Source organism: Hydrogenophaga atypica, assembly GCF_042665215.1.
Lineage (GTDB): Bacteria > Pseudomonadota > Gammaproteobacteria > Burkholderiales > Burkholderiaceae_C > Hydrogenophaga > Hydrogenophaga defluvii_A.
On sequence record NZ_JBHTCA010000008.1, the window covers coordinates 85,348 to 104,941 of the forward strand.

The 19,594-nt window shown below is 65.8% G+C and carries 20 protein-coding genes; 3 read left to right on the forward strand and 17 right to left on the reverse strand.

Features of this window, described 5'->3' with window-relative positions:
• Positions 1-15: 15 nt before the first annotated feature.
• The 13 genes from queC to flgB form a co-directional block, all read right to left on the reverse strand.
• Positions 16-744, reverse strand: a complete 729-nt coding sequence (gene queC, locus ACFQPB_RS12910; RefSeq protein WP_382223952.1) for a 7-cyano-7-deazaguanine synthase QueC — start codon at positions 742-744, stop codon at positions 16-18.
• Between the two features lie 62 nt (positions 745-806).
• The gene (locus ACFQPB_RS12915; RefSeq protein WP_382223882.1) at positions 807-2,045 is read right to left on the reverse strand and encodes an HDOD domain-containing protein; all 1,239 of its coding nucleotides are present in this window, start codon (positions 2,043-2,045) and stop codon (positions 807-809) included.
• Positions 2,046-2,090: 45 nt separating this feature from the next.
• Positions 2,091-3,395, reverse strand: a complete 1,305-nt coding sequence (gene flgL / locus ACFQPB_RS12920; RefSeq protein ID WP_382223885.1) for a flagellar hook-associated protein FlgL — start codon at positions 3,393-3,395, stop codon at positions 2,091-2,093.
• A 20-nt stretch (positions 3,396-3,415) separates the two neighbouring features.
• Positions 3,416-5,344: a flagellar hook-associated protein FlgK gene (gene flgK / locus ACFQPB_RS12925; RefSeq protein WP_382223888.1), complete on the reverse strand. Its 1,929-nt coding sequence runs from the start codon at positions 5,342-5,344 to the stop codon at positions 3,416-3,418.
• A 26-nt stretch (positions 5,345-5,370) separates the two neighbouring features.
• On the reverse strand, positions 5,371-6,261 hold the full coding sequence (gene flgJ, locus ACFQPB_RS12930; protein ID WP_382223890.1) for a flagellar assembly peptidoglycan hydrolase FlgJ: 891 nt from the start codon (positions 6,259-6,261) through the stop codon (positions 5,371-5,373).
• Positions 6,261-7,382 carry a flagellar basal body P-ring protein FlgI gene (locus tag ACFQPB_RS12935; protein ID WP_382223892.1) on the reverse strand — a complete coding sequence of 374 codons (1,122 nt, stop codon included), beginning with the start codon at positions 7,380-7,382 and terminating at the stop codon, positions 6,261-6,263. Before ACFQPB_RS12935 ends, flgJ begins: the two co-directional genes overlap by 1 nt.
• A gap of 69 nt (positions 7,383-7,451) precedes the next feature.
• Complete coding sequence (locus ACFQPB_RS12940; RefSeq protein WP_382223895.1) at positions 7,452-8,165, reverse strand: flagellar basal body L-ring protein FlgH; 714 nt, start codon at positions 8,163-8,165, stop codon at positions 7,452-7,454.
• A 23-nt stretch (positions 8,166-8,188) separates the two neighbouring features.
• Positions 8,189-8,974, reverse strand: a complete 786-nt coding sequence (flgG, locus tag ACFQPB_RS12945) for a flagellar basal-body rod protein FlgG (protein ID WP_382200991.1) — start codon at positions 8,972-8,974, stop codon at positions 8,189-8,191.
• A gap of 15 nt (positions 8,975-8,989) precedes the next feature.
• Positions 8,990-9,730 (reverse strand): flagellar basal-body rod protein FlgF, encoded by a 741-nt coding sequence (gene flgF / locus ACFQPB_RS12950; RefSeq protein WP_382223897.1) that lies wholly within the window; start codon positions 9,728-9,730, stop codon positions 8,990-8,992.
• A gap of 37 nt (positions 9,731-9,767) precedes the next feature.
• Positions 9,768-11,060, reverse strand: a complete 1,293-nt coding sequence (flgE, locus tag ACFQPB_RS12955) for a flagellar hook protein FlgE (protein ID WP_382223900.1) — start codon at positions 11,058-11,060, stop codon at positions 9,768-9,770.
• A gap of 21 nt (positions 11,061-11,081) precedes the next feature.
• Positions 11,082-11,741, reverse strand: a complete 660-nt coding sequence (locus tag ACFQPB_RS12960; RefSeq protein WP_382223903.1) for a flagellar hook assembly protein FlgD — start codon at positions 11,739-11,741, stop codon at positions 11,082-11,084.
• Between the two features lie 14 nt (positions 11,742-11,755).
• On the reverse strand, positions 11,756-12,160 hold the full coding sequence (gene flgC / locus ACFQPB_RS12965; RefSeq protein WP_382200986.1) for a flagellar basal body rod protein FlgC: 405 nt from the start codon (positions 12,158-12,160) through the stop codon (positions 11,756-11,758).
• Between the two features lie 28 nt (positions 12,161-12,188).
• Positions 12,189-12,596 (reverse strand): flagellar basal body rod protein FlgB, encoded by a 408-nt coding sequence (gene flgB / locus ACFQPB_RS12970; RefSeq protein WP_382200984.1) that lies wholly within the window; start codon positions 12,594-12,596, stop codon positions 12,189-12,191.
• Positions 12,597-12,804: 208 nt separating this feature from the next.
• Here flgB and flgA point away from each other — a divergent pair, with 208 nt between their 5' ends.
• The 3 genes from flgA to ACFQPB_RS12985 all read left to right on the forward strand — a co-directional run bounded on the left by flgA (position 12,805) and on the right by ACFQPB_RS12985 (position 14,454).
• Complete coding sequence (flgA, locus tag ACFQPB_RS12975) at positions 12,805-13,584, forward strand: flagellar basal body P-ring formation chaperone FlgA (RefSeq protein WP_382223906.1); 780 nt, start codon at positions 12,805-12,807, stop codon at positions 13,582-13,584.
• Positions 13,585-13,675: 91 nt separating this feature from the next.
• Positions 13,676-13,990: a flagellar biosynthesis anti-sigma factor FlgM gene (flgM, locus tag ACFQPB_RS12980; protein WP_382223909.1), complete on the forward strand. Its 315-nt coding sequence runs from the start codon at positions 13,676-13,678 to the stop codon at positions 13,988-13,990.
• Between the two features lie 74 nt (positions 13,991-14,064).
• Entirely contained in the window at positions 14,065-14,454 is a 390-nt protein-coding gene (locus ACFQPB_RS12985) for a hypothetical protein (RefSeq protein ID WP_382200978.1), read from the forward strand.
• Positions 14,455-14,468: 14 nt separating this feature from the next.
• On the opposite strand, the gene ACFQPB_RS12990 is transcribed toward ACFQPB_RS12985, so the two are convergent.
• The 4 genes from ACFQPB_RS12990 to flhA are packed head-to-tail and all read right to left on the reverse strand — an operon-like array spanning position 14,469 to position 19,561.
• Positions 14,469-15,188 (reverse strand): RNA polymerase sigma factor FliA, encoded by a 720-nt coding sequence (locus tag ACFQPB_RS12990; protein ID WP_382200976.1) that lies wholly within the window; start codon positions 15,186-15,188, stop codon positions 14,469-14,471.
• The gene (locus ACFQPB_RS12995) at positions 15,188-16,018 is read right to left on the reverse strand and encodes a hypothetical protein (protein ID WP_382223911.1); all 831 of its coding nucleotides are present in this window, start codon (positions 16,016-16,018) and stop codon (positions 15,188-15,190) included. The genes ACFQPB_RS12990 and ACFQPB_RS12995 overlap by 1 nt, the downstream gene beginning before the upstream one ends.
• Positions 16,011-17,480 carry a flagellar biosynthesis protein FlhF gene (gene flhF / locus ACFQPB_RS13000; RefSeq protein WP_382223913.1) on the reverse strand — a complete coding sequence of 490 codons (1,470 nt, stop codon included), beginning with the start codon at positions 17,478-17,480 and terminating at the stop codon, positions 16,011-16,013. The genes ACFQPB_RS12995 and flhF overlap by 8 nt, the downstream gene beginning before the upstream one ends.
• 50 nt (positions 17,481-17,530) lie before the next feature.
• Positions 17,531-19,561 carry a flagellar biosynthesis protein FlhA gene (gene flhA / locus ACFQPB_RS13005; protein ID WP_382223955.1) on the reverse strand — a complete coding sequence of 677 codons (2,031 nt, stop codon included), beginning with the start codon at positions 19,559-19,561 and terminating at the stop codon, positions 17,531-17,533.
• Positions 19,562-19,594 lie beyond the last annotated feature (33 nt).

Below are 19,594 nucleotides of genomic sequence, written 5' to 3' on the forward strand. Positions count from 1 at the left end.
CGTGACGACTGTGTGTCAGTGCGATGACGGTGGTTGAAAACCGGCCCAACCCCGCGCGCGCAGCTCGCAAGCCGGGCAATGCCCGCAGCCGTAGCCCCAGGCCTGGCGGTGCGTGCGGTCGCCCAGGTAGCAGGTGTGGGTGTGCTCCACGATCAGGTCCACCAGCGCCTGACCACCACCCGCCACGCCACTCTGCTGGCCCAGTGTGTGCGCCAGCGCCCAGGTCTCGGCCTTGTCGATCCACATCAGCGGCGTCTCGATCAGCAGGCGCCGGTCCATGCCAAGCGAAAGCGCGATCTGCATGGCCTTCATGGTGTCGTCGCGGCAGTCGGGGTAGCCCGAAAAATCGGTTTCACACACACCGGTGACCAGCACCTGCAGCCCGCGCCGGTAGGCCAACGCCGCCGCCAGGGTCAGAAACAGCAGGTTGCGGCCCGGCACAAAAGTGTTGGGCAGGCCACTGGCTTCCATCTCGAACGCCATGTCGCGCGTGAGCGAGGTTTCGCTGACCTGGCCCAGCACGCCGACGTCGAGCAGGTGGTCGTCGCCCAGGCGGTCGCGCCAGGGCGCAAACTGATCACGCAGTTGCGCCAGCACCACCAGCCGAGCATCCAGTTCAACGCGATGGCGCTGACCATAGTCAAAGCCCAGGGTTTCAACGTGCCCGTACCGTTGCAGGGCGTGGGCGAGGCAGGTGGTGGAGTCTTGGCCGCCCGAGAACAGGACCAGGGCGCGGGTGTGGATGGCAGTCATGCCCCGATTTTCACACCCGGCAACGGGTTTCAGACCCCGCTTCAAACCGCGTGTCAGACCGGGTTGTGCCGCACATGGCACAACATGCGTATCAAGGCCCGGTTGACGTCATCCACGCGGAAATCGTGGGTGCGACAAATCAACGGCAGATCGCCCATGGCATGGAGGTCTTCCATGTGGCGCGCCACGTCGAGGTAACTGACGTAAGGGCCATGGTGGTTGAGCAGCGCATCCGTCACGCGCGCCGACAAGGGAATGCGCGCCAGCGCGTCCGCCAAAGGCTCCTGCAACAAACCATCAATGCGTGAGAACAAGCCGGTGAGGTGAATTTCGGCACGCAGGTCGTGTTCGGGGCCGGCGTCCATCAGGTGGTCCATGAGCTGGGCGCGCAAGACCATGGCATGGCGCACCGGGCGCAGGGCCGGCTCCAGGCTGGCGGCCAGCAGCTGTTCATTGAGCCACTGGCGCATGTTGCTGTGCCCCAGCAGCATGAGGGCGTGGCGCACCGAGTCCACCTCGCGGCTGGTGCCAAAGGCCACCGAGTTGACCATGCGCAGCATGCGGTAGGTCAGCACCGGATCGAGGTAAATGCGGTTCTCAACCTCGTCCATGGACAGGTCTTGCTCGAACGCACGCAGCACATGCAACACCACATTGCGGTCGCAGGCGATGGACTGGTGGCGGTGCTGGTGCAGCACGTCGTCCACCGGCCAGTCACAAATGCCCCAGGCGCGGCGGTCATCCAGGCAATGGGCCGCCAGTGCGCTGCTGCCGATGTTCTGGTAAATGTGGCCGGCCAGCACCGGACTGCGTGCCTGGGGCGCCGCTGCCAGTTGGCCACGGTCGGCCACCGAACGCAGCGCCAGCGCCACGTCTTCGGGCCACAGGTCCAGCAAGTGCATGGGCAGGCTTCGCCCGGCCGCGGCCACGCCCTGCGCGGCGCGGGCCAAGGGCCCACACTGCACCAGCTGGTGCCCCATGCGCTGGGCAAACAGCACGTGCTGACGCAACTCATCGGTGGCAAATTCGCCCTCGTCTGGCAGTTCCAGCCAGAGGCCTTCCTGCGGCGAGACGGCCAGCGCCTGCAGCAGCAAAGGCCGGTCTGTGAATGAGACCAGCAAAGGCGGTGTGTGCGGCTGTCGTTCGTCCGACAACAACTGCAGCAGGTGGGCGGCATCGACCACTTCGGGGTGCAAGGCACGCACACGCAGACGCACGGCCACCAACTGGCGCTGCGCGCCCCAGATGGGCTGGTAAGCCAGCCCGAGGTGATCGAGGATGTTCAGAGACATGGCAGTGGACGCCCACCGCAGTGCACAGGCGGCGGGCTGGTGGTTTTACGCAATGTACTGGAACAGCGACAGCTTTTGAACCTGACCGTAAGACTGCAGTGCGGCCTGCAGGCCCAGCTGCAGGTTCTGGAAATCGGAGATGCCCTGAACCATGTCGAGGTCTTCCTGATCGGACTTTTCCTTCTGATGGAACAAGGCCTTGTCGGCAAACACCTCGCCCATGGAGTCGGCGCGGTTGAGCCACTCGCCCACGCGGCCCCGCGTGTCCAGGATGCGGTCATTGCCGTTGTCCATCTCCACCAGCACACGGTCCAGTTCCTGGGTGATGTTGGCTTTCTGGTTGGTGCCGTTGTAGCGCAAGGCGTCGATGGCGCGCTGGAAGGTGGCAAACAGGTCGGTGGGCTGGTCCACCGGGGTGAGCCGCACCACGTCGTTGGGCACCGGGTCGGTGGGCAGCTGAGGCACCGACGGGTCACCGATGCCCATGGGGTCGCCCGTGAGGGTGAGTTGTATGCCGTCGAACTCGATGGTGGTGCCTGGCTGGTAGGTCTGCGGACCAGGCAGGGAGGGCACAGGCTCGGTGGAAGGCGGCGCGGTGATCTCGCGCAAGATCTCGAAAGTGGGCGCCTCGCGTGTGCCGCCCATGGTGATGCGGTAGCCGCCATAACCCGCGCCGGTGTCCAGGCCCACGGCCAGGCCTGCGTCCACCACCACCCCCTGGTCTGCCCGCACAAAACCCTGGTTTGCGTTGTCCAGCGACACCGTGAAGTTGCCATTGCCGGGCGCCACCCGCATCCACACCGCGTTGCCGTCCACCGCCTGCGGCAGGCCGGTTTCGGTGGCGGCGTATTGGCCGATCTGGCCTTCGTACTGCACGCCGGTCGGCACGCCATACATGTCAAGAAACGGCTTGGCCGCGCCGCCCAGACCGCCGAACAAGGTCATGCCGGCGGTGTCGGTGCGGTTGGCCACGGCCAGCATCTGTTCGCGCAGGCCTTCGAGCTGGCGTGCCAGGTCTTCGCGGCTGCTCTGTGTGAGCACCGGGTTGCCGCCCTGCACCACCAGTTCGCGCGCGCGCACCATCAGGTCGTTGGCCTCACCCAGCCCCGCCTCCACCAATGTGAGCGACGATTTGGATGCCTCCAGCGCGGTCTGGTCGGCCTGCACGCGGGCCAACCGATTCTGCGCGCGCTCGGCCAGCGTGGCGGCCACCGCGTCGTCGCTGGCGCGGTTGACGCGTTTGCCCGATGACAGCTGCTCCTGCGCCTGCGCCAGTTCGCTCTGGCGCCGGTTGATGTTTTGTATCGTGCGGTCAAAGGTGTTGGCGGTGGCCACGCGGTAGATGCTCATGGTGTTTGCCTCGCGAAGTGTCAGCCGAAGCTCTGGATCAGGGTGTCGAAGGTGCCCTGTGCCACCTGCAAGAACTTGGCCGAGGCCTGGTAGGCCTGCTGGAATTGCAACAGGCGCGCCGCCTCTTCGTCAAGGTTGACGCCGGTGCGGTTGGCCAGGGCGGTGGCGGCGTTGGTGGCGGCCGTGGTGGCAAATTCGGCCGCCATGCGGCCAGACTGCACCTTGTTGGCCAGGGTGGAGAACACCGGGATGTAGCCATCGCCCAGGGTCACACCACCAAAACTCGCGACATCACGCAGGCCGAGGATGGCGCGTGCGTTGCCAAAGTTTTGCGCGGCGTCGGCCACCGTGGCGGGACTGATGTTGAAGGTATCGCCAGCGGTGGGCACGCCGCGCAACACCAGTTCAAAGCCATTGGCCACGATGGGCTGACCGGGCTGGAAGTTGACGAAGGGGCCAGCATCCACCGAGTACTGCCCCAGGTTGTTGAAGGTGATGGTGCTGCCGGCCCACAGCGGCGGCGGGGTGCCGACGGCACTGAGGTTTTCCACCTGCAGGCTGCCCGCATTGGTGGCCGGCACATCCACACGCACCGAGCTGGCGGCAGCCACGTCCTGGGGCGCCGAAATGGCCACGCCTATGTTGCGCGCGGCGTCCGCGTAGGGTTGAAGCAAAAACCGGTCGCCAGCGGCAGGGGCCGGTCCGGTGCCCAGTCCAATGCTCAGCCCGTCAATGGCGATGGGCGGCGCGCCTGTGAACGTGATCGTCTCGTTGGTGGACTTGCGCACCACGGTACCGTCGGTGGCCGAGGTGAAACGGATCTCGTAGTCCGAAGGCTGCAACGCGTTGAAGTCGCTGATGGTGGCCACCAGGCTGTTGGGCGGTGCGGCACCGATGGGCTTGACACCGATTTGCACGGCACCGGCCGGGCTACCGTAGCTGTAGATCGATTCGGGCGTGTCGGCGCCCTCGATCTGGTAAAAATTCTGCCCCGGGTCGCCGTCGGCATCCAGGCCCAGGCGGTGCTGCGCGTTGACCTGTTCCGACAGGGACAGCGCCAGGCGCCCCAGCATGTTGTAGCTCTCGGGCAGGTCTTCGTTCACGAAGCGCACCAAGCCTCTGAGCGAGCCACCGCCGAGGAAGTCGGCGTTGATTTCAGCCGCCTGACCGGCTTGGTAGATCTTGATGTCGATCTTGTCGCCATCCACCGGGTTGCGCTCGGCCGCCATGGGGCTCACCCGTGTGCCCAGCACCAGCGGCTGGCTGCCCCCCACAAACACCGTCAGCGAACCATCGGCCGCCGGCACGGTGGAGGTCTGCACATACTGGTTGAGCTCGCTCACCAGTTGGTCGCGCTGATCCAGCAGGTCGTTGGGCGAGCGCCCGGTGCCCTGCGACTGCACGATGGCCTGGTTCACCTGGGCAATTTGTTCGGCCAAGCTGTTGATGCTTTTCACCGCTTCCTGCACCTGCAGGGTGGAAGACAAGCGGGTTTCGTCCAAGCTGGCGGTCACGTCGCGCAGGCGGGCCGTGAGCTCTTCTGCCCGGGCAATCACCACCGTGCGTGCGGTGGTGTCGGTGGGCGATGTGGCCACGGCACTCCAGGCGTTGAGCGCGTTGTTGAGTGTCACGCCCAGGCTGGTTTCACCCAACGGAAACAGCGATTCGAGCTGCTTGAGGCGCGCATAACGCGCCTCATCACCAGCAGCCACCGAACGCGTGATCTGAGCCTCGCGTGTGAGGTAGCTGTCATAGGCGCGCGATACGCCCTCGATTTCCACACCTTTGCCAAAGTAGCCATTGCCCAGGAACTGCCCACCCGAGGTGCCCAGCAGGATGTTTTGCCGGCTGTAACCATCGGTGTTGACGTTGGCGATGTTGTGGCCAATGACCTGCATGGCCGCCAGGTTGGTGGTCAGGGCGCGGCTGGCGATGTTGAGGCTGCTCATGGCGGTCTTTCAGTGCGGGCCAGCGCTCAGGCCTGCGCCCGCTGCAGGTTGAGCGCGGTGTTGATGGCGCGGCTGAGCTTGCTCGCGTACTGCGGGTCGGTCGCGTAGCCGGCGCGCTGCAGGCCAGCTGCAAACGACTGTGCCGACTGCAGGTTGTCCATCACCTGCGCGTAGCGCGGGCTGTTGCCGATCAGCTTGGCGTAGTCGCGGAAGGCGTCCTGGTAGCTGTCGTAGGCGCGGAACTTGGCCTTCACCTTCTGCGCCTGGCCGTTGATGTATTCGGTGGTGGTGATCTCGGCCACCTTGCCGGTCCAGCCCTTGCCGGCCTTGATGCCGAACACGTTGAAGGAGTTGCTGCCGTCGGCTTGTTTGATCTCGCTGCGGCCCCAGCCGGTTTCGTGCCCGGCCTGGCCCAGCATGTAGCTCGCGGGTATGCCCACTTCCTGCGCCACCTGCTGGGCGGCGCCGCTGAGGCGCGCCACAAACTGCTGCTGGCGGCTGCCCACCGCGCCACTGACGCTGTCGGCGGCGCGGTCCACCGTGCTCCGCACGGCTTGGCCCACGGCGGCGGCCGCCCCGGTCACCTTATCGATGGCCGGCGCGATCTTCTGCGACAACTGGCGCTCGATCATCTCGCTCAACCCGCCCGGCAGCCCGGTCATCTGGGTGGCGTACTGCTGGTCCAGCAGGTCCGTGCCGAGGTTGCCCTGTTCGTTGTCCAGCAGGCCCGACTTCATGGTGGCCTCGCGCATGGTCTTGAGCAGCTCGCGCATGAACAGCGCCTCGAACTGCTTGGCCGTTTCCTTGAGCGCCGCTTTTTCGTCCTTGCCAGCCAGCGCCTTGAGGTCGTTGAGCGAATTGCCATCGGCCGCCAGACTGCGCTGCAGGCCCAGTGAGACCGTTGAGGACGTGTTCATCAGATCACCTCCAGCTCCGCATTGAGTGCGCCTGCGGCTTTGATGGCTTGCAAAATCGCGACCAGATCTTGTGGTGTGGCACCGAGCGCGTTGAGCGCCTTGACCACGTCGGTCAACTGCGGCGAAGCGTCAATCTTGATGAGCGAGCCCTTGTCCTGGCTGATCTGGATGCTGGCCTGTTCGGTCACCACCGTCTGCCCGCCCGTGGACAGCGGGTTGGGCTGGCTCACCTGGGGCGTGGAACTGATGCTCACCGACAGGTTGCCGTGGGCCACCGCGCAGGCACCCAGCGACACCGCCTGGTTGACCACGATGGAGCCGGTGCGCGCATTGACCACCACCTTGGCCGCGGGTGTGCTGCCTTGCAGAGGCAGCTCCTCGATGTCGGCCAGAAAGGACACCCGCTCGTCGGCGTCGGCCGGGGCGCGCACGCGCACACGGCGGCCGTCCAGCGCACGCGCGGTGCCCGCGCCTTTGGCCTGGTTGATGGCCTGCGCCACCTGGCGCGCGGTCTGGAAGTCGGCTGCGTTCAACCCCAGGTCCAGCGTCTCACCCTGGGCCAAGGGGGTGGGCACGGCCCGTTCCACCTGGCCACCGCCGGGAATGCGCCCCGCACTCAGGTGGTTGATGGTGACGCTGCTCCCACCGGCCGAAGCCCCTGCCCCGCCCACCAGCAGGTTGCCTTGTGCAAGCGCGTAAATCTGGCCGTCTACCCCCTTGAGCGGGGTGGTGATGAGCGTGCCGCCGCGCAGCGACTTGGCGTTGCCCACCGACGACACGGTGATGTCAATCGCCTGCCCGGGCTGGGCAAACGCCGGCAGTTGCGCCGTGACAAGCACGGCGGCCACGTTTTTGGGCTGCAGGCGCTGCCCCGGTGGCAGGCTGACGCCCATTTGTTGCAGGTAGTTGGCCAGGCTCTGGGTGGTGTAGGGCATCTGGGTGCTCTGGTCACCCGTGCCATCCAGGCCGACGACCAGACCGTAGCCGGTGAGCTGGTTGCTGCGCACGCCCTGCACGGCTGCCACTTCCTTGATGCGCAATGCCTGTGCCGGCAGGGCCATCAGGGCGCCCAGCACGAAGGCCAGGCAAGGCAGAAGGCGAATGGGGCGAATGAGTTTCATGGGGACCTTTCCCTGAGGTGGGTTGCCATTGGTGTGGCGCCAACCCCATGAAACCGATTGTCGAAAAACTTAAAAGGGCAGAAGCGTTAAAAAGAAGCGGGAAAGCCAGCCAAATGTCTGCGCATCGAACTGAGCGCCACGCCCACGCGACTCGACCCGCGTGTTCGCGATCTGGGTGGACTGCACCGTGTTGCCCGGCGCGATGGTGCGCGGGTCCACGGTGCCCGAAAACCGCAGCACGTCCACGTTCTGGTTGACGCCAATCTGCTTTTCGCCCACCACCACCAGGTGGCCGTTGGGCAGCACCTCCACCACGGTGGCGGTGATGGCGCCGGTGAAGGTGTTGGCGGTGTCGGTGCTGCCGTCACCCGAGAAGGTGTTGTTGGTGCTGGCCCCTGCGCTGAGTTTGTCGAGCAGCGGGGTTTTGAGGAAAGGAAAGGCGCTGACGCTGCCTTCGAGGCCCGATGCGCGGTTGGCGGTGGAAGACGACTTCTGGCTGGCCGTCACCCGCTCGGTGATCTGGATGGTCAGGCTGTCGCCCACCAGGCGGGCACGCGGGTCTTCAAATCCGGGCCGGTACTGGGCCGATGCGAACAGGCTGCCGCTGGGGATGGCTTCGACCGTGCCGGCGCGCGGCGCCTGTGGCCAGCGAATAGGCTCGGCCTTGACCACTTCGACATCGGGAATTTGGGACAAGGTGCTGCAACCCGTGCTCAGCAGCAGCACGCCGGCAGCGCCCAACGCAGCACCGAAGCGGCCGGCGAATGGAAAAACGGTTTTCATGGCAAACGCTCCGCAACAGGCGATCAGAGCTGGGCCAGGCGTTGCAGCATCTGGTCCGAGGTCTGGATGGCTTTGGAATTCATTTCATAGGCGCGCTGGGTCTGGATCATGTTGACCAGCTCCTGCACCACACTCACGTTGGACTGTTCGAGGTAGCCCTGCATCACCGGGCCCAGGCCTTCGCTGTCGGGTGCGCCGGTGGTGGCGTTGCCCGAGGCAAGGGTTTCACTGAACATGTTCTGCCCGCGCGGCTCCAGACCGGCCGGGTTGACGAAGGTGGCCAGCTCCAGCGTTCCCACGGGCTGGGGCTGGGGGTTGTTGCCCACGGTGGCGGTGACCGTGCCATCGGCCGCGATGGTCACCGCGCGGGTGGCCGGGTCCTGGATGGTGACGCCCGGCAACACGCGGTAGCCGCTGTTGGTGACCAGCTCGCCTTGTGCGCTGAGCTTGAAACTGCCGTCGCGGGTGTAGGCGGTGGAACCGTCGGGCAACTCCACCTGGAAAAAGCCGTTGCCATTGATGGCCACGTCCAGGTTGTTGCCGGTCTGCTGCAAGCTGCCCTGGGTGTAGGAGCGGGCTGTGGCCACGGTGCGCACACCCAGGCCCAGTTGCAAGCCGGTGGGCAGGTTGGATTGGTCGGAGCTGTTGGCCCCCACCTGGCGCAGGTTCTGGTAGATCAGGTCTTCGAACACCGCGTTGCCGCGCTTGAAGCCCGAGGTGGCCACGTTGGCCAGGTTGTGCGAGATCACGTCCAGCTGGGTTTGCTGGGCCTGCATGCCGGTCTTGGCGATTTGCAGCGAATTGATCATGGTGTTCCTCCGTTATCAGCCGTTCAGGCCAAGAAGCTGCGCAGCGGTCTGGTCGTTCTTTTCAGCCGTTTGCAGCAGGCGCATCTGCTGCTCGAACTGGCGCGCCACGGCGATCATGCCGACCATGGCCTCGATGGCGTTGACGTTGGAGCCTTCGAGCATGCCGTCCTTGAGCCGGGCTTCGGGGTCGGACGGCAACGGCGCCCCGTCGGCGGCGCGGTACAGGCCGTCGTTGCCCCGTTTGATGCGCACGTCGTCGGTGGGCGTGACCAGCTTCATTCGGCCCAGCAATTGCGAGGGTTCGTTGCCCACCTGGGCCGACACCGAGCCGTCGGACGCAATCGCCACCCGGCTGTTTTCGGGAATGGCAATGGGCGCGCCGCCCTCGTCCAGCATGGGCAGGCCGGTGGCACTGGTGAGCGTGCCGTCCACCGCCACCTGCAGGTTGCCCCCCCGCGTGTAGGCCTCCAGGCCATCCAGCCCCTGCACCGCAAAGTAGGCGTTGCCCACAGCCGCCACATCGAGGTTGCGCCCGGTGGAGTTCATGGAACCCGGCGTTTCGAGGTGGCCGGCCGTGGCCTCCAACGCCATCACGCGGGTGCTGGCGCCAGCGCCCTGCAAAGGCACCGAGCGGTAGGTGGACAACTCGGCACGGAAGCCGTTGGTGGAGACGTTGGCCAGGTTGTTGGCGATGGCCTGCTGGCGGTTCACCAGCGCGGTGGCGCCGGTCATCGCGGTGTAGATCATGCGGTCCATGGCAAGCCTCCTGTGGCGTCGGTGCTTTGCTCGGCGATCAGCGCAGGTTGACCAGGGTGGACAACACCTGGTCCTGCGTCTTGATGGTCTGGGCATTGGCCTGGTAGCTGCGCTGGGCGGTGATCATGTTGACCAGCTCGGCGGTGATGTCCACGTTGGACTCCTCCAGCGCACCTTGGCGCACGGTGCCAAAACCCGGGTCGCGCGGGGCGCTGGTCACCGGGTCGCCCGACTCCAGCGTGCGCAGCCAGTAGCCACCGCTTTGGGGCTGCAGGCCCTGCAGGTTGCGGAAAGTGCTCAACGCGACCTGGCCACTCAGCACCGATTCGCCGTTGGAGTAGCGCGCCAGCAACTCGCCGTTTTCTTCGATGGTCAGGCCGGTCAGCTCACCCGGCGCATAGCCGTCCTGCTCCAGTTGGTAGACCGAGAACCGGGTGCCGAACTGCGTCAGCTCCTCCAGGTTCAGCGTCACTTCAAACGTGTCCAGCACCGCCGGTGTGGGCGGTGGCCCCGGGGTGGCCGGCGTAATCGGCGGCAGCGACGTGGTGGGCACGTCGATGACCGCCAGCGAGGCGAGCGACGCCGGATCGATGTTGCCCTGGGAGTCAAACTGGATGGTGCCCAGCTCGACCGGGTCGTTGCCGCCCGCCTTTGCGTACACATCCCACTCGTTGAGGTCGCTTTTGACGAAGTACAGGTTCACCGGCACAGCGATGCCTTGTGTGTCGTACACCACCACCGAGGTGCCGTAGGTTTCGAGTGGCGGCTCAAACGTGGGCATGGTGGCGGGAGCCACCGGCGGCGTCTCGATAGCAACCTCCGCGCGGGCATCCAGGTTCAGGCCGGCGACGATGCTGGTGGTCAGCTGCGCAGGCAGGCCCTTGGCGGTGGGCAACTGCAATGGCGTGGGCAAGGCGCCGCGCAACACGGTGCCGGTGGCGGGGTCCACCTGGAAGCCATTGAGCTGGGCGCCCGAATTGGTCACCAGAAACCCTTCTTTGTCCAGCTTGAAGGCGCCCGAGCGGGTGTAGGCCACGTCGCCGTTGGTCTGGGTCACGTTGAAGAAGCCGTTGCCGTTGATGGCCAGGTCCAGGTCGTTGCCGGTGATGGAAATGTTGCCCTGCGTGAACAGCTGCGACACCGCCGCCACCTCCACCCCGATGCCGCCGGCCGTGCCGCCGCTGGCACCGATGGACGCCGCATACAGCTCGGCAAATTCGGCGCGGCCGGCCTTCATGCCGGTGGTGTTGGCGTTGGCGATGTTGTGGCCGATGACGTCCAGGTTGCGGCTGGCGGCGTTCAGGCCCGAGAGTCCGGTGTTGAAGCTCATGGGGGTTCTCCGGGGTAAAAATTATTGGAAGGCGAGCACATCGCTGTAGGCAAAGGCCACGCCGTCTTCGGTGCGCAGGCGGATGGCGCCGTCCACCATGCCCACCGACGCCACGCGCAACAGCGACAAGGGGCTGGCGCTCACCGCCTCGCCACCGGCGGTGGCCTTGATGCGGAAGCCGGACACGGTGGCGCGGTCGGTGTTGCCCGCGTTCCACTCGAAGGTGTGCTGCCCCGCCTCCAGGGCGCCCATGTCCACGGTGGCGATGACGCTGCCGCTGGTGTTGAGAATTTCAACCTGCACGTTGTCGGCGGCCTCGGTCAGCAACAGGCCGGCTTGCGCCACACCTTCGTCGTTGTAGGCCAGCTGGCTGCCGTTGACCACCGCTTGTTTGCCGATCAGTGAGGTGCTCTGCAGCGCCTGCAAGCTGTTGAACTGGCTGTTCATGCCACTGAGCGTGGCGTTGAGCTGCTGGATGCCGCTGACGGTGTTGATCTGCGCCATCTGCGAGGTCAGCTCCGCGTTGTCCATGGGGTTGAGCGGGTCCTGGTTGGCCAGCTGCGCCACCATCAGCTTGAGAAAACGGTCTTGCGCGGCCTGTGGGTCGCTGTTGGACGCTTGCGTGCCACCGGCCGCGTTGAAGCTCTCAATCTGGGTGTTGCTCAGGGGTGCCATGAACATGAGGAATCTCCTGGTTACTGACCCATCTGCAACGTCTTGAGCAGCAGGTTCTTGGCGGTGTTCATCACCTCGACGTTGTTCTGGTACGAACGTGAGGCCGAGATCATGTTGACCATCTCCTCCACCGGGTTGACGTTGGAATGTGTCACGTAGCCTTCGGCATCGGCGCTGGGGTGTTGCGGCTGAAACACCTTGCGGTTGGGCACATCGCTCTCGTACACGTTCTGCACCTTCACGCCTTGCGCCGCCTGCGAGCCCATGGGCACGGTCTCGAACACCACCTGGCGCGCTTTGTAGGCCTGGCCGTCGGGGCCGGCCACCGCGTCGGCGTTGGCCAGGTTGCTGGCCACCACGTTGAGCCGCTGCGCCTGCGAGCTGATGGCGCTGCCGGTGACGTTGAAGATGTTGAACATGGACATGGCGTGTCTCCTTCAGGCTGGCCCGCGATCACTGGCCCTGGATGGCGCTGAGCATGGTTTTCACATGCCCATTGATGAAGCGCAACGTGGACTCGTAGCGGATCGCGTTGTCGGTGAAGTTGGCGCGCTCGCGGTCCATGTCCACGGAGTTCTTGTCCAGCGACGGCTGGGTCTGCACGGTGTAGGCCATGCGCTGGTCGGTGCCGGTCTCGCTGGTGGTCAGACGCAGGTGGCGTGCGTCGGTCGCGACCGGGTCGGTGCCATGGCGTATGCCGGCGTTGGCGTTCTGCAGCGCCTGGGCAAAATTGAAGTCGCGCGCCACAAAGCCCGGCGTGTCGGCGTTGGCGATGTTGCTGGCGATCACCTGCTGGCGGTGGGCACGCAGCACCAGGGCGTTGGACAAACCGTCCAGCCGTTGGGTGAATTGCTCGAACATGCAGACCTCGCAGGTTGGTGTGACAGGAGCCCAGGCCAAACCGGGGCGTGGACGAATTATGAAAATCTTGAGGGTGACCCATGCGCGGAAAAGCCGGGTTTAGGGGGCGCATTTCAGCGCCTTGCGGCGCGCCGGGCAGCGCTACATTGAAAGCCCCCGCGTACCGCCCTGAGCCCACCAACCTGCCCACCGACCTGATTCCACCGCCATGACCTGCCGCCCCGCCCCATCACACGCTGCGCCCAGCCTGCGCTGGCTGCGCAGGGGTGTGTTGTGTGTCAGCGGTTGGGTCGGTTTGCTGGGCCTGGGCGCGGGTCTGGCCCACGCCAGCTCACCCGCGCCCGACGTGACACCCCAGTTGCTTCAGCAGGCCACCGAATGGGCGCAAAAGCACCTCAGTCCCGATGACGCGCCCGAGGGCGATCTGCCCTTGCGGCCCGAAATTGTGCTGGGCCAGCTCGACAGCCGGCTCAAACTCGCCCCCTGCGCCCGTGTGGAACCCTACCTCCCACGGGGCGCCCGGCTCTGGGGCCGCAGCCGCATAGGCCTGCGTTGCCTGGAGGGGCCCAGGTTGTGGAACGTGTTTCTGCCCATCACCGTCAAGGTGTGGGGCCCCGCCTGGGTGGTGCAGCGCGCGGTGGCGCCCGGCGCCCTGTTGAAAGAAGGCGATGTGGCACCGGGCGAGGTGGACTGGGCCGAGCACCCCGCGCCGGTCCTGGTTCGCCAGGCCGACTGGTTGGGTGTCACGGCAGCGCGTGGTCTCATGCCAGGCCAGGTGATGCGCCAGAACATGGTGCGCCCAGTGCAGGTGTTCAAGGCGGGCACCGAGGTCAAGGTGCATGTCCATCAGGCCGGTTTTCAGCTCAGCGCCACCGGCCGGGCCATGGGCCACGGTTTCCTGGGGAAGCCCGTCCGTGTCAAAATGCCGGGCGGCCGGGTGGTGTCGGGCCGGGTTCGGCGTGACAACGTGGTCAGCGTGGACATGTGAACCGCCACTTTTTTTCAAAAATAGGGGTAAAGTTCCCTTCAACTCGGTCGATACATCTCCCAAGACGCCCACTTTGGGCCTGGAGAGCGCCATGAAAATCAACAACCTGCCAGACAAGCCAGCCGGTGCCGCCACAGGGGCAGGTAAGCCTGCGGACAGGTTGCCCGCGGCCAACACCCAGCGCAACGAAGCCGCTGGCGATGCCGGTGTGACCGTGTCGCTGTCGGCCACCAGCCAAACGATTTCCGCCAGTGTGGCGCGTGCCGGTGGCGATGTGTTCAATGCCCAGAAAGTGCAAGCCATCAAGTCGGCCATCGAAAACGGCACCTTCACCATCAACTCCGAAGCCATTGCCGACAAATTGTTGTCCAACGCCCGCGACATGCTGGGTGTGGCGGCAAAATAAGGCCCTCATCGCCTGAGAGCCCACGCTGGGCCCACCCCGTGGGCGGATGAGCTGACACCGCTGAACCGCCCACCATGTCATCCCCCTCCTCTCTCCCTGGTCCCGACGAGGTGTTGCGCTACGTTGAGCAACAGCTCGACCGCGTGGACGCCGCCCTGCGCAACGACCAGCCCGACCAACTGACGACGGAAGTTGAAGCGCTCGGTCGTGGCATCGCCTTGTTCCAGCAGGTTTTTCACCAAATGAAAGACGGCGCGGCGTCGGAATGGCAGCCCAAGCTGAGTGCCGCCAACGGCCGGCTGCAGGCATTGCAACAGCAGCTGATGGCGCGCAGTGCCGCCGTCAACCGGGCCCTGGGGACACTGTTTCCGGCCGAACAAGGCAACGCCTACGCCCGCCTGGGCGGGAAAAGTGGCATGGGGGGTTTGCCCCGCGTCAGCAACCACACCTCTTTCAAGGCGTAGCCGCCGCAGCGGGTTCAGTGTTCGCGCAGCTTGGCGCGCAACCGGGCGATCGACTGGCTGTGCAGCTGGCACACGCGTGACTCGGTCACGCCCAGCACAGCGGCAATTTCCTTCAGGTTCATGTCGTGCTCGTAGTACATGCTCATCACATGCTGCTCACGTTCGGGCAACTTGTTGATGGCCTCCACGAGCGAGCGGCGCATGCGCTGGTCGCCCAGCACGGCAGACGGATCGTCTTCGGCGTCGGCGGGCAGGAAACGGTCGAGAAAATGGTCCTCGTCCTCGCCCCGTCCCCCCATGTCCTCCAGGTAGACCAGTTGTGTGCCACGCACACGGGCCAGGGTTTGCTGGTAGTCGGCCAGGCTCATGTCCATTTCCTGGGCAATTTCGGTTTCTTTGGGTGGGCGACCCAGGCGTTGTTCCAGCCGGTGCACCGCCAGTTCGATGTCTTTTTGCAGCTTGCGCGAGCCACGCGACATCCAGTCGCCCTCGCGCAGTTCGTCGAGCATGGCGCCACGTATGCGCTGGCTGGCAAAGGTCTCGAACTGCACGCCCTGCGATGGTTCGAACCGGGACAAGGCCTCGGTCAGCCCGATCATGCCGACCTGGATGAGGTCGTCCACCTCCACACTGGCCGGCAGCTTGGCGATCATGTGGTGGGCGAGCCGATGCACCAGCGGGCTGTACTTTCGCAGCTGGTCATCGCGCTCAAGCGTGCCTTTGGCGGTGTACATCAACATCTCCGAGAATCCGGTTCGGCGGCCACCTCGGCCGGTTGGCGCAGGTCGCTCGCCACCACATCCGAGGTCACCGTCAGCGCGCTGTCCAGCACCTTGAACCACCACGGTTCGGGCACCCGGGCAGCCGGTGTGTCGCGGCTTTCATCATACGCCACTGGCCAGATTTGCAAATCCGCCCCGAGGTGGGTGCGGGCACACTGCGCCAGCGCCGCCACAGGCGCTTCCAACGCGTCCAGACCTCGGCCGCCGGCCGTGTGGCCCCGGGGTGCCATGGGCACCAGCACAGGCGACAGTTCCCCGGCCTGCAACAAGACCTTGGCCGCGTTGTAGGCCTCCACCAAGGTGCGCGGCTGGGCATCCAGCGGCACCAGGGGCCGCGCCCCGGTGGCTTGAAGCAACACGGCCAGCACCTCCACCGGCGCGGTCAGGAGCACAAACACGCCCTGGGGTAACGCCTGAACCAGGCGCGCCAGGGTGGCGCTGCCAGGTCGGCCGTGGGCCTGGTTGCCCAACTGCAGCAGGCCCAGCCGACCCGGCATGATGTGCACGCCAGAAACCGCGTCTTCGGTCCAGTCGCCCGGCCAGGGCACAGGTGCGCCGGGCGTGGCCTCCAGTAGGGCACGCAGGCCGGAACCGGCGGATTCGGTGGCCATGCCGTCCAGCACCAACACCTGCTCGCCCTGGCGGGCGAGCCGGCGCGCCAGCAGCCACAGCAACTGGTGCGCCACACCGCCATGGGCCGTGGCGGGCACCACCAGCAAGCGGGTGGGCGGAGCAGGCGCGAAGGCGTGCAGCCCGTGCGCCTGATCGAATGCGTCAAACATGCCAGGCATCCAGCGTCACGGGGTTGGTCACGGGTTGCGAGAAAAACAGGCCCAACTCGCTGGACTGGGGGTCGTAGGCCGACTTGGCCGTGGTGCCCATGGACAGCCGCACCAGGGCTGCGGCATCGGGGCGCTGCCAGTCTTCGGGCACACGCTGGCCGGTGCAAACACCACGCAACATGGCCTGGTGGCGGATCAGGGTGTCCAGGGCCGGACCCAGCTTGGGCGCTTCGTCCAGTTTGGACAGAATCACACCGTACAGATCGGCGTTCTTGTAGGCGTTGAACACGTCGTCCAGCGTGTCGCCATGGCTGCCGGCATTGAGCACCAGCAACTTCTTGACCTTGGGGCTGGCCAGCAGCTCCAGCATGTCGGCGATGCGCGGATCGTTCTGGCTCAGGCCAGCGGTGTCGATGATGACCATGCGCTTGTTGGACAGCAGATTGAGCAGGTCCTGCAGCGCAGCGGCGTCGTGCGCCAGGTGGGCCACCACACCCAACATGCGGCCGTAGCTGCGCAGCTGTTCGTAGCCGGCCACGCGGTAGGTGTCCAGGGTGATCAGGCCCACGCTGTTGGCGCCATAAGCCTTGACGCACTGCGCGGCCAGCTTGGCGGCGGTGGTGGTTTTGCCCACGCCGGTGGCGCCCATCAGGGCGTACACGCCACCTTCGTCGCACAGGCTGGAGCTGGCGTCGGCCGTCTTGAGGTTGCGGGTCAAAACCTCCTGCGTCCACTTGAAGGCATCGGCTGCGCTCAGCTCGGGCGGCATGCGCTCCAACACCGCACGCGCCACCGCTGGCGAGTAGCCAGAGCGGATCAGCTTGAGCATGAGGTTGGACTGAATGGGGTTCTGGCGCGAGTTGCCCAACCAGGACAGCGTGTTGAAACGCTCCTCGATCATGTCTTTGAGGGCGTTGAGCTCGCCGGTCAGGCGTGCTTCCACCGCGCTGGGGGCGCCCGTGCCCGCCTGTGCGCTGCGGCTTGCCGCTTGCTGCGGGCGGTTGTGGTCGGGGGTGGGCATCACGCTGCGCGGCTGAACCACCGCCTCGCGCTGGCGGGGCTGCGCCGCAACCGGCGCTTGTACGCTCTGGCCCAGGGCCTCGCGGCGTTTGCGCAGCATGCGTTCACGCACATAGTCTTGGAAGGACAGCGTGCTCATGGCCAGGGTTTCGGTGTCCTGCTCAACACTGCTTTGGCTATTGCCCAGCACGGGGCGTTGCAGCTCGGCACGTTCTTGCAGGCTGCGACGCCCGCCCACCGCCGGTGTCTCGCTCACCGCTTGCGGGCGGGGCGTCAGGCGCTGGGCGGCAATCTGGTCGAGGTTTTCCTCGGCCGTGGCCACCACCTCAAAACCGCCGCCGGTGGAGCGGCTGGACAGGATGACCGCCGAGTCACCAAACACGCTGCGCGCTTTGGCCATGGCCTCACGGGACGTGGGGGCGAGGAATCGTTGGACGTTCATGGGGTGACCTCCGTGCTGGGCACTGCGGGGAAAAAAAACAAATCGGTTTATCAAGATGCCACCTCGCCCAGGATCGGGCCGATGCGGATCAGGTGGGTGTCAGGGATCTCGCTGTGCGCCAGCACCTGCAGCCGGGGTGCCGCGCGGCGCAGCAGGCGGGCCATGGCGGAGCGGATGGCGTCAGGCACCAGCAGGCAGGCGGGCACGCCCTGCTCTTCCTGCTGGTTGGCCACCTGGGCGGCCGAGCGGGTGAGCATGTCGGCCACACCCGGGTCGAGTGCGGACTGTGCGCCGCCGCCCAGGGCCTGGGTCAGCAGGCGCTCCAGGCCGGGTTCGATGGCAATCACTTCGAGCTCTTTGGTGGGGCCGTAGATCTGCTGCACGATGGCAGGCGACAGCGCGGTGCGCACACGGCGGGCCAGCTCGGCCGGGTCGGTGGTCAGCGGCGCGTGCTCGGCCAGCGATTCGATGATGGTGCGGATGTCGCGAATGTGGACACCCTCTTCCAGCAGCAGTTGCAGCACCTTCTGGAACACGCCGATGGGCACCAGTTTCGGCACCACTTCGTCGATCAGTTTGGGGGCAAGCTTGGCCACGTGTTCCACCAGTTCCTGGGTCTCTGTGCGGCTCAGCAGCTTCGCGGCCTGCACTTGCATCAAGTGTGACAAATGGGTGGCCAGTACGGTCTCAGAATCAACCACGGTATAGCCGGCCATTTGGGCGTTTTCACGCTGGCGGTCGTCGATCCAGTGCGCAGGCAGGCCAAAGGCCGGGTCGGTGGTGGGGGTGCCAATCAACGGCGTTTTGGTGCCGCCCGGGTTGATGGCCAGGAACTGGCCGGGCATGATTTCGCCCTCACCCACCACCACGCCGCGCAGCGTGATGCGGTAGGCGCTGGGGCGCAACTCCAGGTTGTCGCGCACGTGCACCGGCGGCGGCAGAAAGCCCACGTCTTGCGCAAACTTTTTGCGCACGCCCTTGATGCGCGCCAGCAAGTCGCCCGAGCGGTTCTTGTCCACCATGGGAATCAGGCGGTAGCCCAGCTCCAGGCCCAGCAGGTCCACGGGCATCAGGTCGTTCCAGCTGGCTTCGGTGTCGGCCGGGGCGGCAGCGGCGTCAGTGGCCGGCGCGGGTTCAGGCTTGGGCTTGCGGGCCTCGTAGGTGAGCCAGGCGGCGATGCCACCGATGAGCAAGGCAAAACCCAGGAACACCACATGTGGCATGCCCGGCACCACGCCCAGCAAGCCGATCACCGCGGCGGTCACACCCAGGATGCGTGGCGAGGCGAACATCTGGCTCGCGATCTGCACGCCCAGGTCTTCGTCCTTGCCCACCCGCGACACCACCATGGCCGCGGCTACCGAGATCAGCAACCCGGGCACCTGGGCCACCAGCGCGTCGCCCACCGCCAGCGTGATGTAGGAGTTGGCGGCCTCGCCTGCGCTCAGGCCGTGCTGCAACATGCCAATGGCGAAGCCACCAATGATGTTGATGAACAAAATCAGGATGCCGGCCACAGCGTCACCACGCACGAACTTGCTGGCACCATCCATGGAGCCGAAGAAGTCGGCTTCTTCGCCCACCTCGGCGCGGCGCTTCTTGGCCTCTTTTTCGTCGATCAGACCTGCGTTGAGGTCAGCGTCGATGGCCATCTGTTTGCCGGGCATGGCATCCAGGGTGAAACGGGCACCGACTTCGGCGATGCGCTCGGAACCCTTGGTGATCACCACAAAGTTGATGACCACCAGGATGGCAAACACGATCAGACCAACCGCGAAGTTGCCGCCGATCAGCACATTGCCAAAGGCCTCGATCACGTGGCCAGCGGCGTCGGTGCCGGTGTGGCCCTCCATCAGCACCACACGGGTGGAGGCGACGTTGAGCGACAGGCGCAGCAGCGTGGTGAGCAGCAGCACAGTGGGGAACACCGCGAAGTCCAGTGCCCGCTTCATGTAAGACGCCACCATCATCACCGACAACGCCAGCGCGATGTTGAGGGTGAAGAACGCGTCCAGCATCCATGCCGGCAACGGCAGCACCATCATGGACAGCACCACCATCACCAGCACAGGCGCACCCATGGCGCCACGCAGCCCGTGATCGGGACCGAGCCA

Bases quoted from the DNA above. Each gene is read 5' to 3' on its own strand.
- ACFQPB_RS12915 (WP_382223882.1), bottom strand. From the start codon at position 2,045: ATGTCTCTGAACATCCTCGATCACCTCGGGCTGGCTTACCAGCCCATC.
- flgL (WP_382223885.1), bottom strand. From the start codon at position 3,395: ATGAGCATCTACCGCGTGGCCACCGCCAACACCTTTGACCGCACGATA.
- flgK (WP_382223888.1), bottom strand. From the start codon at position 5,344: ATGAGCAGCCTCAACATCGCCAGCCGCGCCCTGACCACCAACCTGGCG.
- flgJ (WP_382223890.1), bottom strand. From the start codon at position 6,261: ATGAACACGTCCTCAACGGTCTCACTGGGCCTGCAGCGCAGTCTGGCG.
- ACFQPB_RS12935 (WP_382223892.1), bottom strand. From the start codon at position 7,382: ATGAAACTCATTCGCCCCATTCGCCTTCTGCCTTGCCTGGCCTTCGTG.
- ACFQPB_RS12940 (WP_382223895.1), bottom strand. From the start codon at position 8,165: ATGAAAACCGTTTTTCCATTCGCCGGCCGCTTCGGTGCTGCGTTGGGC.
- flgG (WP_382200991.1), bottom strand. From the start codon at position 8,974: ATGATCAATTCGCTGCAAATCGCCAAGACCGGCATGCAGGCCCAGCAA.
- flgF (WP_382223897.1), bottom strand. From the start codon at position 9,730: ATGGACCGCATGATCTACACCGCGATGACCGGCGCCACCGCGCTGGTG.
- flgE (WP_382223900.1), bottom strand. From the start codon at position 11,060: ATGAGCTTCAACACCGGACTCTCGGGCCTGAACGCCGCCAGCCGCAAC.
- ACFQPB_RS12960 (WP_382223903.1), bottom strand. From the start codon at position 11,741: ATGTTCATGGCACCCCTGAGCAACACCCAGATTGAGAGCTTCAACGCG.
- flgC (WP_382200986.1), bottom strand. From the start codon at position 12,160: ATGTCCATGTTCAACATCTTCAACGTCACCGGCAGCGCCATCAGCTCG.
- flgB (WP_382200984.1), bottom strand. From the start codon at position 12,596: ATGTTCGAGCAATTCACCCAACGGCTGGACGGTTTGTCCAACGCCCTG.
- flgA (WP_382223906.1), top strand. From the start codon at position 12,805: ATGACCTGCCGCCCCGCCCCATCACACGCTGCGCCCAGCCTGCGCTGG.
- flgM (WP_382223909.1), top strand. From the start codon at position 13,676: ATGAAAATCAACAACCTGCCAGACAAGCCAGCCGGTGCCGCCACAGGG.
- ACFQPB_RS12985 (WP_382200978.1), top strand. From the start codon at position 14,065: ATGTCATCCCCCTCCTCTCTCCCTGGTCCCGACGAGGTGTTGCGCTAC.
- ACFQPB_RS12990 (WP_382200976.1), bottom strand. From the start codon at position 15,188: ATGTACACCGCCAAAGGCACGCTTGAGCGCGATGACCAGCTGCGAAAG.
- ACFQPB_RS12995 (WP_382223911.1), bottom strand. From the start codon at position 16,018: ATGTTTGACGCATTCGATCAGGCGCACGGGCTGCACGCCTTCGCGCCT.
- flhF (WP_382223913.1), bottom strand. From the start codon at position 17,480: ATGAACGTCCAACGATTCCTCGCCCCCACGTCCCGTGAGGCCATGGCC.
- flhA (WP_382223955.1), bottom strand. From the start codon at position 19,561: ATGGGTGCGCCTGTGCTGGTGATGGTGGTGCTGTCCATGATGGTGCTG.